The following is a 13821-nucleotide window of genomic DNA, read 5'->3' on the forward strand; positions in this document are numbered from 1 at the left end:
GGGGCCATCGCGTCATGATTCGCGGCCCTCGTGTTTCTGCGTATCATATTTATTTCAGCGGGTAAAATATTTACTCTGTTCGCAGGCTCCAAATCCCAATAGATTGAGGCCAACAGAAGATTCGCGGAGACAAGATGCTGAAAAGCAAGGCTTCTCAAAACTCGCTGGACCAACGGAATGCCACGCGCCTGCGGGTGTTGGAGCATATCCGAACCAAGGGGTCGATTTCGCGGATCGATATCGCATCGGCCCTGCAGACCAGCCCGGCCACCGTAACCGCCGCAACCGCTGACCTGATTTCCGCCGGCCTGGTGCGAGAGACCGAGGGCGAGGCGCATTCCAAATCGGCCAAACGCGGGCGGCCGCGGGTTCTTCTGCAACTGGACGGGCCCTCCTATCTTGTGGCGGGCCTCAAGGTCGCGCGTCAGGTCATCTCGGTCATCCTGGTCGATTTCGAAGGCAACGAAGTCACCTCGCACATGTACGCCCTGCAAGATGCCAGAATGTCTCCGCGCGATTTCGTCCGCACCGTGCGCCTTGCGCTTGAGGAGACCTGCGCAAAGATCGACCGTACGATCGACGGGCTTTCAGGTGTTTCCATAGGCATCGCCGGTTTGGTCGATGCCGAGAGGAATTTCGTGCACTGGTCATCTTCGATCACCGAGCGCAATGTGAACTTCGCCGCGTTTCTGGACGAAGGCCTGCCTTGCCCGGCCTTCATCGAGAACGATGCGAACCTGGTGGCCAAGGCCGAACAGCTGTTCGGGCTGGGCAAGGGCCTGTCGAACTTTCTTGTCGTCACGATCGAGCACGGTGTCGGACTGGGCATCGTTCTGGACGGCAAGCTGTTCCGGGGCAACCACGGCTGCGGGGCCGAATTCGGGCACGCCAAGGTCCAGTTGGACGGGGCGCTGTGCCAATGCGGGCAACGGGGATGCCTCGAGGCCTATGTCGGCGACTATGCCTTGATCCGAGAAATGACCGTCGCCGGGCAAAGCAGCGCGCTGGAAACCGTTTCCGACATTCACGAACGCGCGCACGCCGGAGACCAACGAGCCGTTTCCGTTCTGGCCCGCGCGGGCCAGATGTTCGGCTTGGGCCTGTCCAACCTCATAAATCTGTTTGCCCCCGATTGCATCATTCTGTCCGGAGCACAGGTCAGCTTTGAGCACCTGTGTTCGGACGACGTGATGGCGCGCATTCGAAACGGAGTTGTGAATGTCGACACCGCCCTGCCCGAGATCAAGGTGCATCATTGGGGCGACCTCATGTGGGCCAAGGGCGCGGCGGCCTACGGGATCGAGCAAGTGTCGATCCTAAAGGTGCAGGAGATCGCAGCCCATGCGAGCTGAACTCGCCTTGGTGGCGGCCTTCGCCACGACCGCCAGTGCCGATCCTGCCATCCCCCGGTATCAACCGATCGACATTCCCTCTCATGTCTACGACGGCGGTTGGGAGCATTTTGTTGGTGGCGGCGTCGCGGTTTTCGACTGCAGCGGGGACGGCTTGCCGGAACTCTTCCTTGCTGGTGGGGCGAACCCATCGCAGCTGTTCCGAAACACCTCTCAGGCGCAAATCTCCTTTCAGGCAAACACGCCGGAGCCGCTGTCACTGACAGGTGTGACCGGCGCCTACCCGATGGACATCGACGGCGACGCCATCCTGGACCTTGTGGTTCTGCGCGTTGGGGCGGACCTGTTGCTCAAAGGTGGGCCCGATTGCCAGTTCAGCCCATTCGCGGGGCTTGGGTTTCACTCCGATGACCACTGGACCACAGCCTTCTCGGCAACATGGGAACCCGGGCAGACACTGCCCACTCTGGCCTTCGGAACCTATGTGGACCGCGACAATCCGAATGGCCCATTCGAGGCCTGCGACCCCACTCTGCTGTACCGCCCCCTTGGCGAAACCTATGGCCCGCCCCTTCGGCTGGAACCTGGGTACTGTGCGCTGTCGGCTTTGTTCTCGGATTGGGGCCGGACCGGGCGCGCGGATCTGCGGATCAGCAACGATCGGCACTACTATGTCCGAGACGGACAGGAACAGATGTGGGCGATGGAAGATACTCCGCGCCTGTATGATCAGGCCGAAGGCTGGTTGCCCTATTCAATCTGGGGCATGGGCATCGCCTCGCGCGATCTGACGGGGGATGGCTATCCCGATGTCTACCTGACCTCGATGGGAGATCAGAAATTCCAGATTTTCGACCCCGAAGCCGGCGGTCCCACATGGCGTGATGCGACCTATGACAAGGGCACGACCGCACACCGGCCGCACATTGGCGCGGACGGGCGACCATCGACCGGTTGGCACGCGCAATTCGCAGATGTGAACAACGATGGGCGTGACGACATCTTCGTCGCGAAGGGCAATGTCGAACAGATGCCGGATGCGGCGCAGGACGACCCCAACAGCCTATTGCTGCAGCTGGAATCCGGTCAGTTTTTCGAATCCGCGGCTGAGGCCGGTGTGGCATCGATGGCAAAATCTCGCGGCGCCGCACTGCATGATCTGAACAATGACGGCTGGCTGGACCTGGTTGTGGTCAATCGCGGATCACCGGCCGAAATCTATCAGAACCAGCCCGCCGCGGGGAACTGGATCATGGTGGATCTGGGCCAGCATGACGTCAATTCGCAGGCCATCGGTGCCTTTGTCGAAGTCCGGACCGCTGCCGGAATTCAGACCCGCGAGATCACGATCGGCGGCGGCCATGCCAGCGGGATGGCCGGGCCGCAGCATTTCGGTCTGGGCAATGCCAAGACCGTGGACACTCGTGTTGTCTGGCCCGGCGGAGACCCCTCGGACTGGGAGACATACGACACCAACCGGATCATCCGACTGCGGCGCTGATCACTTGTCGACTGGCAGCCCACTGGGCACCCGCTGTGGTACACCCAGCCGTTCGGCGGGATCCTCCAGCGCGGCCAGAAAACTCAGGATGTCGTCAATCTCTGCATCTGACAGCGCAATCGGTTGCAACTCATTGGCCGCGGCGATGGCATCGACCAAGGCCGGATCCTGTAGCGGCCGTTGATCATCGGCTCCGGGAAAGGCGGGCAGCTCTGCCATTTCGATCGAGTAGCGCCGCAACGCGCCTTCGGGGTCAAGGTGGTGCCTAACCACGTCCTCGAGCCGAGCATAGGCCCCATCGTGGCCATAGGGCGCAGTCAGCGTGACATTGCGCAGCGACGGCGTTCGGAACGCAAACGCATCTTCGGCTGCACCGGTTACGCGCAGTCGGCCATCATCTCGGACGTGGTTTTCAAACCGAGCAGCCTTTCCCGGGCCGATCTGCGGCATCGCGATCGCATAAAACCCGTGGTCGGTCTGAAACCACCCCGAATGGCACGATCCGCAACCGGCCTTGCCGTAAAACAGCTGCATGCCGCGCACCGCGTCGGGCGGCAGAGGTTCCTCTCCGCGCATCGCGCGATCAAAGGGGCTGTTGTCGGCACGCCATTCAAAGGCGATGAAATCGGCAATCGCGTTGGCGATGGCAACGAACGAGACCTCCTTTTCGGGGGTCACGTCGCGGAACATTCTTTGATATTCCGGAACTGCAGCCGCCCGCCCGGCGATCAGGTCCCATGCACCACCCTGTTGCGTCAGAAGGCCCAGCCGCACCGCCTTGCTGATCGGGTTTTCCGAGTAATGTCCGGCCATCTCATCCGGCGACAGAACCGGGAACATGGCCTGAGCCGCCAATGCCGAGCGGAACCCCGGCCGCATATGCTGCCCCAATGGTGTTCTGATGCCGAAAGGTTGCGCTGGATCATCCTCTAGCCTGCCATCGTGGAAGAACGTCGTGAACTCGGTCGCGCCAAGGTTCCAGAGGGCCGGAGAGTTGCGCGGGATGCGCTGTTCGGGCAGGTTGTCGGACCCAAGCCCGCGGGCGCTGCCCAGCCCTACCCCGCCTTCTCCGATGCCCAGCGACATCCCGTCCGAGGTCCCAAACCTTGGGTGGTGGCAGGTGGCGCAACTGATGTTTTCATTTCCCGACAGGATCGGGTCGTAGAACAGCATTTGGCCCAGTTCCACGATGGCAAGGTCGGGCTCGATGAACTCGGGAGCCGGGCCCAGGTTCTGGGCCGCTGTCCCGGTGGCAAAGCTGGCGAGAACAGCCAAGGCCGATAAGGAACGGATCACGCTCATGCCACTGCCTCGGATATCTCGAGCATCAGCGTCTGGTGATACGGCTTGTCGGGCGTGCATATGATCGAGGGGAACGCGGGGACGTTCGGCGCATTCGGATAGCCTGATGGTTCGATACAGACCCCGGCATGCGGCGCAAATGGCGCGGACAGATGGGCGGCAGAGTAGACCTGCGCCCCGGGCTGATCGGAATGGACCGTCATCGTCAGACCCGACGGCGCCGCAAGGGTGGCCACCGGTTGGGCCACCATACCGCGGGTGCGGGACAGAAAGAAATGATCGAGGTCCATGGCGGCCTGCCCGATCGGTTGGGGGGCGGCGAAATCCAGCCCGACCGATGCAGAGTCGACGATCCCGCCATGCGGTATCCCCTGATCGTCCAGCTCCAAGTGACGATCCGACGCCAACTGCAATCGGTGCTCGGAGATGCCTTGAGCAGACCCCAACGTATAGTAGTTGTGTTGCGCGATGCTGATCGGGGTCGGCCTGTCCGGCCAGGCGGAGATCGAATATGTCAGGCGAGGGAATTCCAACCGGACCCCGACCTCGAACCGAACAGCCCCCGGAAATCCGCCCACGCCGTGAGGTGAGACATGGACCAGCACCGCCTCGCGCGGCGAGAGCTGCTCGACCTGCCAAAACTGGCGCGAGAGCCCTTCATGCCCCCCATGCAGCGTATTCGACCCTTCGTTCGCAATCAGCGCATGATGGGTGCCGTCCAAATCGAACCCTGCGCCGCCGATCCGGTTGGCGACCCGCCCGACGAGCGCGCCCAGATAGAACGGGTCGTTCAGGTATTCGGTCGGGTCGTCATAGCCAAGGATCAGCGGTTGGTCCTTGTACCACCACCCTTGCGTGATCGCCCCATAGCCCAGCAATGACACCCGCATGTCCCCATCTCGCAGGTCGGCAACCGGGATATCAGTGCAATCATTGCGACTTTTGTTCATCATCCAGCCAATGGCGCCAGGGCCTTGTAATACGCTCTGTATCGTCTGTAGGCGCTGTCATAGGCTTCGGTCAAATCACTCTGCGGCTCGATGACGGCGTCGATCTCTGGTGGGGTCATGACCTGTTCGGGTGTTGCGTCCCCGGCAGCGCACATGGCCAGCCGCGCGGCACCAGTCGCAGCCCCGAACGCGCTCCCCTTGGGCAGGGCCAGCGGCACATTCAGCGTGGTGGCGATGGTCTGAAGCCAATACCGGGACCGCGCACCGCCGCCTACGGCAATCAACTGCGACGGTTCGGTGCCTGTGCTCCTCAGGGCCTCAAGGCAATCCCGCATTGCGAAACCGACGCCCTCCATCACCGCCTGCACCAGATCCGCCGACCCCGAGGCGATGTCGAGGCCCAGAAAAGCCCCTCGGATGGCGCTGTCATTGTGCGGCGTCCGCTCGCCGGACAGGTAGGGCAGAAAGGTCAACGACGACGGCCCGTTTGGCTGGGCGGGCAGCGCCCCTGCCAGCGCCTCGACCGACTGGCCGAGGTTGCGTGACAGCCAGTTCAGGCTGTTGGTCGCCGACAGGATGACGCCCATCTGTATCCAACGCCGGGGGACCGCATGGCAAAAGCAATGAACCGCCGTCTCGGGGGCAGGTGCATAGCTATTCCGGGCCATCAGCAGCACACCCGAGGTGCCAAGGGACAAAAACCCGGACCCTTCGTCGATGCTGCCGATACCGCAAGCGGCCGCGGCGTTGTCGCCAGCGCTGCCAGCGACCACAACCGGGCCGGACAGCCCCCACTCCCGGAGCAGTTCCTCCCGCAGCTCGCCACCGGGGTCGGCGCCCTCGACCAGCCGCGGCATCTGATCGGGCCTCATGTGACCCAACTCCAGCGCCCTGTCCGACCAGTCTCGCGCGCCGACATCCAGCCACGACGTTCCCGCGCTGTCGGACATGTCACTGACATACTCCCCGGTCAGCCAGAACCGCAGATAATCCTTCGGCAACAACACCATGGCCGTACGGGCGAACAGGTCGGGCTCATGGGCACGGACCCATTCCAGCTTGGGCGCGGTGAACCCGGGAAACACGATATTGCCCGTGATCTCGCGCATCCCTAGGGTCTGGTCCAATTCTTTGGCCTCTTGCGCGGATCTGGTGTCATTCCACAGAACGCACGGCCGCAGGACGGCGCCGTCCCGATCCAACAGCGTTGCGCCGTGCATATGGCCGCTCAGTCCGATCGCCCGCAGTTGCGCCAGCGCATCGCCGTTCGTCTCATGCAGTCGGCCCATTACGGTTACACAGGCGTCGATCCAGTCCTGCGGGGCTTGTTCGGACCAGCCCGGTTGCGGGTTCGACGTGGCGATCTCAGCCTCGGCCTCGGCCAGAACCTGCCCGGCCTCGTCCACAAGAATTCCCCTGAGACCCGAGGTCCCCAGATCCAAACCCAGATACACGAGACGCGCCCTCACCCACATTATTTTAGTTGGTAAAATTATTAACCGAGATCAGAAAATGTCAACACCGGAATCCGGCGCGCATATTCATATGACGCAAATAGGGCGGAATGCCAGGTCCTCACCCGGTTTCCTTGATCGGCAGCAGATCAAAAGGTTCTCCGCCAAAACGCTGTTTGGGCGCTCAAGACTTAGTTCGCTGTTGGTTGTCTACTCTTGCGCATGCTGCCCTATATCTCGGAGATCGAGGCGGGTGTCTCGTTGCATGACGACCGCAGCATGGGGCATGGCTGCAATTCAACCTGCAGGGAAAACGCGCGCGTTCTTTGGGTTACGTCCATCAGGTTTGACGGATGGTGACATCCCCTTTCCCGGCAAACGGGCCTCAAGGATCCGGGCGCAGGCACAGCCAGATCAGAAAGCCCAAGTAAAGAAAGACGGTGACGTTCAGAACGGTATCCAGAAACTCGCCTGTCATGGCCCTTCCTCCAGCGCCAGCACCCGGAACAGACAGACCACCAGAACCGGAACGATGAAAACAAAGGCGATCGCCGAAATTGCGATGACAGATCGCACCAGCCCGATATCTCCGACAAAGACCATGGCAAGCCCCAACGCACCCAGAATTGCCCCCCACACCGTGCGGATCCGGGGAGACGGGTTTTCATCACCACCGGTTCCGATCATCGCAAGGGTAAATCCGGCGCTGACAACGCTGGTGACCACAAACAGAAACGCCGCGACGATGGTCGCTGTCTGCGTTAGCCCCGACAGTGGAAACCGCTGAAGCAACGCGAATGTGGTCGCATCCAGGTTCTGCTGATTGACCACGGACAGGGAGCCTTGCTGCCGCAGCGCATCAAAAAACCCAAGCCCGCCAAACACGCCAAACCAAAGGATCGAGAACAAGGTTGGTGCGACGATCACACCCAGAAGAAACGCCCGGATCGTTCTGCCCCGGGAAATCCGGGCGATGAAGATACCGACGAACGGCGACCAGGCCAGCCACCAGATCATATAGTTCAGAGTCCAATCCTGGAACCAGTTGACGAGATCGTCACCAAAGAACTCGGCTGTGGCAAACCCGGCGGGCAGAACGTGGAACACGTATCTCCCGAAGCCGCTCACGATACCGTTCATCAGGTATGAGGTGGGGCCAAGGATCAACAGATAGATCATCATTGCCACGGCAATCAGCATCGCAGCATTGGACAGTTTGGCCATGCCGTCCCCCAAATCCCGGCGCAGAGGGATGACAAAGGCCACACACATGGCGAAAAAGACCGGAAGCGTCAGAGCCCCCGAATCCGCCACGCCGAGCAATCCGGCCAGCCCGGTTTGAACCTGAAACACTCCCATTGCCAGCGAGCCAGCCAACCCCACGGCAATGGCAACGATTGACAGAAGATCAAAGCCCCAGCCCATCGCCCGAACCCACGGGGCCGACCCAAGAGCGTCGTTCAACGGCGCGCTCAGCAGCAGAGTGCCCCCACGGCGGAAGGCGAAATAGGCAATGATCAGACCGACCACCCCGTAGATTGCCCAGGCATGAAAGCCCCAGTTCAGGTAGGTTACGAACAGCGCGTATCCGGCGGCCCTCGGATCTGGCTCGTATTTTCTGAGCTCTTCGAAATGGGTCAGCGGCTCGGCCGCACCATAAAACAGCAGCCCAACCCCCATCCCGGCCGCGAACAGCATGGCGATCCATGCGGGAGTCGAAAACTCGGGCTCGGCACCATCCGGCCCCAACCGGATGCACCCAAAGCGCGAAAAGGCCAGAAACAGCGCAACGAACAACAGGCCGCTGGCCTCGAGCATGATGAACCAACCCCGGCTTACGAACTGCGTCGCAACCGCGGCAGACGCCAACCGGCCCAGCCCCGCCGGGTCGACAAGACCCCAAATCGCAATGCCTGCGCTGATCGCAAGCGCGATGACAAGCAGCGAGTTGGTAGATGTGCGGCGCATGGGCTTTGGTCCTTGGATTTGATCCAAAGCCGAGCGTAGAGACCCGCTTGCAACCTGTCCAGAAATCAACTCTTTCGAGAATTTTGTTTGAGAACAGCCGAATATCTGTGCCTAATGGCGGAACCGACCAACGGTGGCGGGCCGCAACGGCGCTGAGCCCGCAGGAGACGTGCATGGCAACTCAACCCAAGGCCGACAACCAGCGCGCGGGCAAGCTTGGGCTGACCTTCTGGTATCAGCTGGTTGTTCTGCTGTTTCTGACCATCGCGTCATTGGTGCTGGCGTCCTCGGTTCTGATACCGCTTTCCTTCGCCATACTGTTGTTTGTGCTGCTCACTGCAACATCTGACCGGATCCACCGGATCGTCATTCTGGGCCATTCCGTACCGAAATGGATGGCGCATCTTGGGGCCTTGTGCCTGATCCTGTTTGGATTGCTGATCATCCTGTCGATCCTGTCCAGCCAGGCCGGTCTGGTGTCCGAGGCTTTCCCGAAATACGAAGAGCGCCTGTCCGGTATTCTGGCAAAACTTGTCGCCCTCGTCGGCAACGAGAACTATGCCGCGGCCCAGAAGGCGCTGAGCCAGATCAACCTGTCGGGTTTTGCCGGCAGCATCATCGGATCCGCTGGCGCCTTTCTCAGCGCCTTCTTCCTTGTGCTGCTCTACGTGCCGTTCATGCTGGTTGAACGCCTGCCGATGCAGACCAAGATTGACCTTGCGATCTCGGATCCAATGCTTGCCAACAAAGTTCGCAACGTGCTGCACAGCACGTCCGCCAGCATCCAGCGCTATGTCGGGATCAAGACTTTCGTCAGCGCGCTAACCGGGTTCGGCAGCTTTCTTGTCATGTGGGCGGTCGGGTTGGATTTCGCTGAGACCTGGGCGGTTCTGGCCTTTCTGTTGAATTTCATCCCCACGGTCGGCTCGATCATCGGTGTCGCCCTGCCCTCTCTGGTCGCTCTTGTCCAGTTCGAGGAACTGAGCCCCTTCCTGATGGTGCTGTTGGGATGCGGGGCCGTGCAATTCTCGGTCGGAAATATTCTTGAGCCGACCTTGCTGGGCAAAAGCCTGAACCTGTCCCCTCTCATGGTCATACTGGCCCTGACATTCTGGACCGCGATCTGGGGCATTCCCGGTGCGCTGATGAGCGTGCCGATCACTGTCTGCATCATGATCATTCTGACCCACATTCCGGCCACGCGCCCCATCGCCATACTGATGTCGGGCGATGGCCGTGTGGGTCCCAAAGACTGATCTCGATGCCGCCAAACCGGATTATCGGCCCATCGCCCGCGCGACTGGCCGCTTGACGAAAGGACAACACCAATGGTTACCAAAGCGGAACTTGAACAGCAGGTCGCTGAGTTGAAGCGGCAGCTTGAAGAGCAGGCCGAGGACAAAAAGTCGGGCGCGCGCAAGGCGGGCGAAAAGGTGAAAGAGGCCGTCCACGACATTCCCGACAAGTTGTCGGCCGAGTTCGAAGACTGGTCCGGTGAGATCGAGACCGCGCTGGCCGAGCTGGATGCCATGCCACACAAGAAAGCCATCCTGTTCGCCCTGGGCGTTTTCGCTCTGGGCTACGTGATCGGTCGGTCCAGGTAGGAGACAGTCAGATGAGCCGCATTTCCCGAAACATTTCCATCATCCTGCGCACCGAACGGCTGATCGCTCAGCGGAACATGACCGTCTTGGCCAAACGCGCAGGCTTTTTCGCCGCAGCCGGATTGGCGGGCGGGTTGGCCATCATCATGCTGAATGTCGCGGGCTATCTTGCTCTTGCGTCAGTGATGTCCAAGCCGTTGGCTGCACTGGTCATCGCCCTGATCAACCTGATCGTAGCGCTGATACTCGCGGCCATCGCCAACTCGGTCAGCGCCGAGGCCGACACTGCGCCAGTAGCAGAACTGCGCGACATGGCGATCGGCGATATCGAGGCCGAGGTTCAGGACATGATGTCAGAGGCTCGCGAGACGGTCCGCGACCTTAGAACCGTCTCACGCGACCCTCTGGGAACGCTTGCCCCCGGGTTGGTGAGCATGATCGCAAGCGCCGTTCTGAAACACCTGAAGAACCGCAAAGAGTAAGCGGCGACTGTCGCCTAGACGGTCGCCCCTTTCTGACGGATCAGACAGCCAATGCTGCTGGCGCACACACCGACCAGAACGCCGATGATCAACTCCATCGGCTCGACCTTGGCAAAGGTCCAATGCGCGAAAGCCAGGGTTTCCAGTATGCCGATCACCGCGCCCATCGTCGCGGCCAACCACAGTTGGCGGGTCATCATGCCCACCGCAAGGCCCAGAATGCCGGGCAGGCTCAGGATGTTGCCGCCGATTGTTCCAAGAATCTCAAGCATGTCGTGCCACTCCTAGTCGGATGCGCTGTTCAGGAATGATCGGATCTCGGCCGCGCCGGTACTCTGCGCAATTTCAGTGCCGGTCACCGGATCCAGCGAGGCGACCACTTTCTGATACTCCTCCAGATAGCCCGGCGGCAGGCTGTGCGCGATGCCCTGGTGGCAGTCGATGCAGGTCATGTTCTCGTCGATCGCACGCTGGTGTTCGTTGGCGGCGCGCGTTTCCTGAATGGTGAAGTCCATGTATTCGAAATTGTGACAGTTGCGGCATTCGCGGCTGTCCGAGGCCTTCATCTTTTTCCACACGGCCGAGGCCATCTGCAGGCGGTGATCCTCGTATTTCTCGGGCGTGCTGATGGTGCCGACCAGCTCGTGATAGACGTCTTTCACCGCCATGATCTTGGCTTCGATTTTGAAGCTCCATTCCTTGGGCACGTGGCAATCGGAACAGATGGCCCGTACGCCGGAGTGGTTGTTGTAGTGGATCGTTTCCCGGTATTCGCCAAGGTTGGTTTCCATCGTGTGGCACGAGACGCAGAATTCTTCGGTATTCGTCATCTCAAGCGTCCAGTGGAACCCACCCCAGAACAGGATGCCGGCCAGAAAGCCCGCCAGAACCAGAAAGCCTGCGCTGAACGCGGCGGCCGGAGTCCAGATCCACGCCCAGATGCGGCCGATCAAGCCGCGCTTTTCAGGAGAGTCTGCCATATTCGGTGCTCCTTTCAGTCCAAAGCTGGATCAGTTTCCGGCCGAGGGCTGGAACAGGTTGTCGACCAGGGCCGGCGCATCCGCCTGCGGCACATGGCACTGGTTGCAGAAATAACGGGTGCCCGCGATCTGATCGAGCTCGTTGCCTTCGCGATCCAGATAGTGGGTCATCGACAGGGTCGGCGCGTTACGCTCACCGGCCTTGGTCCAGTCGTGGCAGGACAGGCACTGATTGGTGCGGATGTCGATCTGGTACTGGTCGATTTTGTGCGGGATCAGCGGCGGCTGCTGGCGATAGTTGCGCTGCATGCGCCCTTCGATGTTGCGGTGTACATCATCTAGGATGGCCGGATCATCGATATCCACGCCTCGCAACGTGGTCACGGACGCGGATTGCGCAAAGGCAAGCCCGGTCACAAGAAGAACAGGGATCAGGGCTATTGCGCCTGTCGCTATTGATTTTTTCATCTTGGCACTCCCTTAAGCAGGTCTGGCGGCGCGCGGTTCTGGCGCGGCGGCTGGATCGGGTGGCGCGACGACGGCGTCATCGAACCGGTGGGTAAGTTTGAAGACATCGACCGAGCACACATCGATGCAACGGCCGCATGTTGTGCAATCGGGCGACAGGATCAGCGGGCTGGATCCCGGCTTGCCCTTCAGTGCGGGCGAGATCACCTGGTTTTCCGGACAGACCGCATAGCAATCCATGCAGTCGTCGCAGGCGGCGCGGTTGGTGGCGCTGACCCGCAGCAGGCTTTTGGCGCCGATCAGGCCGTAGAAGGCCCCGACCGGGCAGATATGGCCGCACCATCCGTGCCGGGCCACGAAAAGGTCAAAGACAAAGATCGCCACGACCATCGCCCAGACAAAACCCATGCCAAAGACCAGCCCGCGGTGCAGCATGGTGATGGGGTTCACCAGTTCCCATGCAATCACGCCGGTAAGGGCTGACACGATCAAAACGGTCGCCAATATCCACAGCCGGGTGCTGCGTTTGGGCTGCCAGCCCTTGGGCAGGTCCAGCCGACGGTGCAGCCAATGCGCGGCATCCGTAACCGGGTTGATCGGGCACACCCACGAGCAATAGACCCGCCCGCCGATCAGCGCATAGGCCACCAGAACGATCAGCCCGCCGACCAGCGCGGTCATTTCCGGCCAATGGCCGGCCACCAGCCCCTGCAGCAGGATGAACGGATCGGTCAGCGGCAGCACGTCCAGCGTCAGCGATCCGGCCAGCGTGCCCTTGACGATCCAGATGCCGAACCACGGCCCCAGCAGGAACAGGACCAGAAAGAACACCTGACTGAACCGCCGCAGCAGCAGGAACCGATGGGCGCCGAACCATCCCTTGACCTCGCGGGCCTCGTGCCCGACGGGCATATGTGTCCGCGCCGTCATTGGCCTGCCCCCGGAAGGTTGTAGCCCGGTTCGTATCCGCCCGGCGCGGCAAGGTTGTCCGCGCCCGGTCCGGGCAGGCGATCGGGCAGGTCGATGATGCCTTCGACCAGCGGTCCGCCCTTTTCGGCCTTTTCTTCCCATCCCTTGCGGTAATGTTCGGCCGAACTGCCGCGCGCCAGGCGGGCGGGCAAAACCTTGATCGCGGCCTCGGGCAAAACGCAGCTTTTCTCGCAGACGCCACAGCCGGTGCAGCGGTCGGCATGAACCGTCGGCGCAAAGATCGCATGGTGGCCGGACCGGTCATTGTGCGACAGCTCCAGCGTGATCGCCTCGTCGATGACAGGGCAGACCCGATAGCACACGTCGCAGCGCAGCCCCAGGAAGTTCAGGCAGTTCTCCTGGTCCACAAGAACCGCAACACCCATCTTGGCGTCGTCAATGTCCTGCAACCCCTTGTCCAGCGCCCCGGTCGGGCAGGCCGCAACACAGGGGATGTCTTCGCACATTTCGCAGGGCACGTCGCGGGCGATGAAGTACGGCGTACCTGTCGCAACCGCATCGATGCCCAACTCGGCCAGCTTCAGCGTGTCATAGGGACAATCACGGACGCACAGCCCGCAGCGAACGCAGGCGCCCAGAAAGCCATCTTCGGGCAACGCCCCCGGTGGGCGCAAGGCCTCGGCCGGCAGGGCGCGGGCGTCGCGGGCCAGATAGGCCAGCAAAGACCCGGCGACCAAACAGCCACCCGCCGCGCGCGCCGAATCCTGCAGGAACCGGCGCCGTTGCGGCGAAAGAGGTTTGCCGACCAGAGACATCACACCCGTCCTCTG

14 protein-coding genes are annotated in these 13821 nt (G+C 61.4%); 5 read left to right on the forward strand and 9 right to left on the reverse strand.

Features of this window, described 5'->3' with window-relative positions; all coding sequences use genetic code 11:
• Positions 1 to 134 precede the first annotated feature (134 nt).
• Entirely contained in the window at positions 135 to 1352 is a 1218-nt protein-coding gene (locus ACR3EL_RS13875) for an ROK family transcriptional regulator (RefSeq protein WP_170405249.1), read from the forward strand.
• A complete protein-coding gene (locus ACR3EL_RS13880; RefSeq protein ID WP_480721996.1) occupies positions 1342 to 2853 on the forward strand; it encodes a CRTAC1 family protein in 1512 nt (503 codons plus the stop codon). Before ACR3EL_RS13875 ends, ACR3EL_RS13880 begins: the two co-directional genes overlap by 11 nt.
• Here ACR3EL_RS13880 and ACR3EL_RS13885 read toward each other — a convergent pair whose 3' ends face one another.
• The 4 genes from ACR3EL_RS13885 to ACR3EL_RS13900 all read right to left on the reverse strand — a co-directional run bounded on the left by ACR3EL_RS13885 (position 2854) and on the right by ACR3EL_RS13900 (position 8527).
• Entirely contained in the window at positions 2854 to 4155 is a 1302-nt protein-coding gene (locus ACR3EL_RS13885; RefSeq protein WP_480721998.1) for a cytochrome-c peroxidase, read from the reverse strand.
• Positions 4152 to 5108 carry an aldose epimerase family protein gene (locus tag ACR3EL_RS13890; RefSeq protein WP_480722000.1) on the reverse strand — a complete coding sequence of 319 codons (957 nt, stop codon included), beginning with the start codon at positions 5106 to 5108 and terminating at the stop codon, positions 4152 to 4154. The genes ACR3EL_RS13885 and ACR3EL_RS13890 overlap by 4 nt, the downstream gene beginning before the upstream one ends.
• Positions 5105 to 6559 carry a xylulokinase gene (gene xylB, locus ACR3EL_RS13895; RefSeq protein WP_480722002.1) on the reverse strand — a complete coding sequence of 485 codons (1455 nt, stop codon included), beginning with the start codon at positions 6557 to 6559 and terminating at the stop codon, positions 5105 to 5107. Before xylB ends, ACR3EL_RS13890 begins: the two co-directional genes overlap by 4 nt.
• A gap of 474 nt (positions 6560 to 7033) precedes the next feature.
• Positions 7034 to 8527 carry a BCCT family transporter gene (locus ACR3EL_RS13900; protein WP_170339566.1) on the reverse strand — a complete coding sequence of 498 codons (1494 nt, stop codon included), beginning with the start codon at positions 8525 to 8527 and terminating at the stop codon, positions 7034 to 7036.
• 173 nt (positions 8528 to 8700) lie between these two features.
• Here ACR3EL_RS13900 and ACR3EL_RS13905 point away from each other — a divergent pair, with 173 nt between their 5' ends.
• The 3 genes from ACR3EL_RS13905 (at position 8701) to ACR3EL_RS13915 (ending at position 10613) form a co-directional block, all read left to right on the forward strand.
• Positions 8701 to 9783 (forward strand): AI-2E family transporter, encoded by a 1083-nt coding sequence (locus ACR3EL_RS13905; protein WP_480722004.1) that lies wholly within the window; start codon positions 8701 to 8703, stop codon positions 9781 to 9783.
• Positions 9784 to 9855: 72 nt separating this feature from the next.
• Positions 9856 to 10131: a hypothetical protein gene (locus ACR3EL_RS13910; protein ID WP_222457228.1), complete on the forward strand. Its 276-nt coding sequence runs from the start codon at positions 9856 to 9858 to the stop codon at positions 10129 to 10131.
• Between the two features lie 11 nt (positions 10132 to 10142).
• Positions 10143 to 10613 (forward strand): phage holin family protein, encoded by a 471-nt coding sequence (locus ACR3EL_RS13915; RefSeq protein ID WP_480722006.1) that lies wholly within the window; start codon positions 10143 to 10145, stop codon positions 10611 to 10613.
• 14 nt (positions 10614 to 10627) lie between these two features.
• Here the strand turns inward: ACR3EL_RS13915 and ACR3EL_RS13920 are convergent, their stop codons facing one another.
• Genes ACR3EL_RS13920 through napG form a run of 5 tightly spaced genes read right to left on the reverse strand, consistent with a single transcriptional unit; the run spans position 10628 to position 13806 of the window.
• On the reverse strand, positions 10628 to 10885 hold the full coding sequence (locus ACR3EL_RS13920; protein WP_093964456.1) for a hypothetical protein: 258 nt from the start codon (positions 10883 to 10885) through the stop codon (positions 10628 to 10630).
• A gap of 12 nt (positions 10886 to 10897) precedes the next feature.
• Positions 10898 to 11593, reverse strand: coding sequence for a NapC/NirT family cytochrome c (locus ACR3EL_RS13925; RefSeq protein WP_170367712.1), 696 nt, complete (start codon positions 11591 to 11593; stop codon positions 10898 to 10900).
• A gap of 30 nt (positions 11594 to 11623) precedes the next feature.
• Complete coding sequence (locus ACR3EL_RS13930) at positions 11624 to 12061, reverse strand: nitrate reductase cytochrome c-type subunit (protein ID WP_170339556.1); 438 nt, start codon at positions 12059 to 12061, stop codon at positions 11624 to 11626.
• 12 nt (positions 12062 to 12073) lie between these two features.
• The gene (napH, locus tag ACR3EL_RS13935) at positions 12074 to 12991 is read right to left on the reverse strand and encodes a quinol dehydrogenase ferredoxin subunit NapH (protein WP_480722009.1); all 918 of its coding nucleotides are present in this window, start codon (positions 12989 to 12991) and stop codon (positions 12074 to 12076) included.
• A complete protein-coding gene (napG, locus tag ACR3EL_RS13940) occupies positions 12988 to 13806 on the reverse strand; it encodes a ferredoxin-type protein NapG (RefSeq protein ID WP_170339552.1) in 819 nt (272 codons plus the stop codon). Before napG ends, napH begins: the two co-directional genes overlap by 4 nt.
• Positions 13807 to 13821 lie beyond the last annotated feature (15 nt).

The sequence above is a fragment of the Ruegeria sp. BJ3 genome (assembly GCF_056535665.1).

What these genes read in the sequence shown, in the direction of transcription:
- ACR3EL_RS13875 (WP_170405249.1), top strand. Translation starts at nt 135, where the DNA reads ATGCTGAAAAGCAAGGCTTCTCAAAACTCGCTGGACCAACGGAATGCC.
- ACR3EL_RS13880 (WP_480721996.1), top strand. Translation starts at nt 1,342, where the DNA reads ATGCGAGCTGAACTCGCCTTGGTGGCGGCCTTCGCCACGACCGCCAGT.
- ACR3EL_RS13885 (WP_480721998.1), bottom strand. Translation starts at nt 4,155, where the DNA reads ATGAGCGTGATCCGTTCCTTATCGGCCTTGGCTGTTCTCGCCAGCTTT.
- ACR3EL_RS13890 (WP_480722000.1), bottom strand. Translation starts at nt 5,108, where the DNA reads ATGATGAACAAAAGTCGCAATGATTGCACTGATATCCCGGTTGCCGAC.
- ACR3EL_RS13900 (WP_170339566.1), bottom strand. Translation starts at nt 8,527, where the DNA reads ATGCGCCGCACATCTACCAACTCGCTGCTTGTCATCGCGCTTGCGATC.
- ACR3EL_RS13905 (WP_480722004.1), top strand. Translation starts at nt 8,701, where the DNA reads ATGGCAACTCAACCCAAGGCCGACAACCAGCGCGCGGGCAAGCTTGGG.
- ACR3EL_RS13910 (WP_222457228.1), top strand. Translation starts at nt 9,856, where the DNA reads ATGGTTACCAAAGCGGAACTTGAACAGCAGGTCGCTGAGTTGAAGCGG.
- ACR3EL_RS13915 (WP_480722006.1), top strand. Translation starts at nt 10,143, where the DNA reads ATGAGCCGCATTTCCCGAAACATTTCCATCATCCTGCGCACCGAACGG.
- ACR3EL_RS13920 (WP_093964456.1), bottom strand. Translation starts at nt 10,885, where the DNA reads ATGCTTGAGATTCTTGGAACAATCGGCGGCAACATCCTGAGCCTGCCC.
- ACR3EL_RS13925 (WP_170367712.1), bottom strand. Translation starts at nt 11,593, where the DNA reads ATGGCAGACTCTCCTGAAAAGCGCGGCTTGATCGGCCGCATCTGGGCG.
- ACR3EL_RS13930 (WP_170339556.1), bottom strand. Translation starts at nt 12,061, where the DNA reads ATGAAAAAATCAATAGCGACAGGCGCAATAGCCCTGATCCCTGTTCTT.
- napH (WP_480722009.1), bottom strand. Translation starts at nt 12,991, where the DNA reads ATGACGGCGCGGACACATATGCCCGTCGGGCACGAGGCCCGCGAGGTC.
- napG (WP_170339552.1), bottom strand. Translation starts at nt 13,806, where the DNA reads ATGTCTCTGGTCGGCAAACCTCTTTCGCCGCAACGGCGCCGGTTCCTG.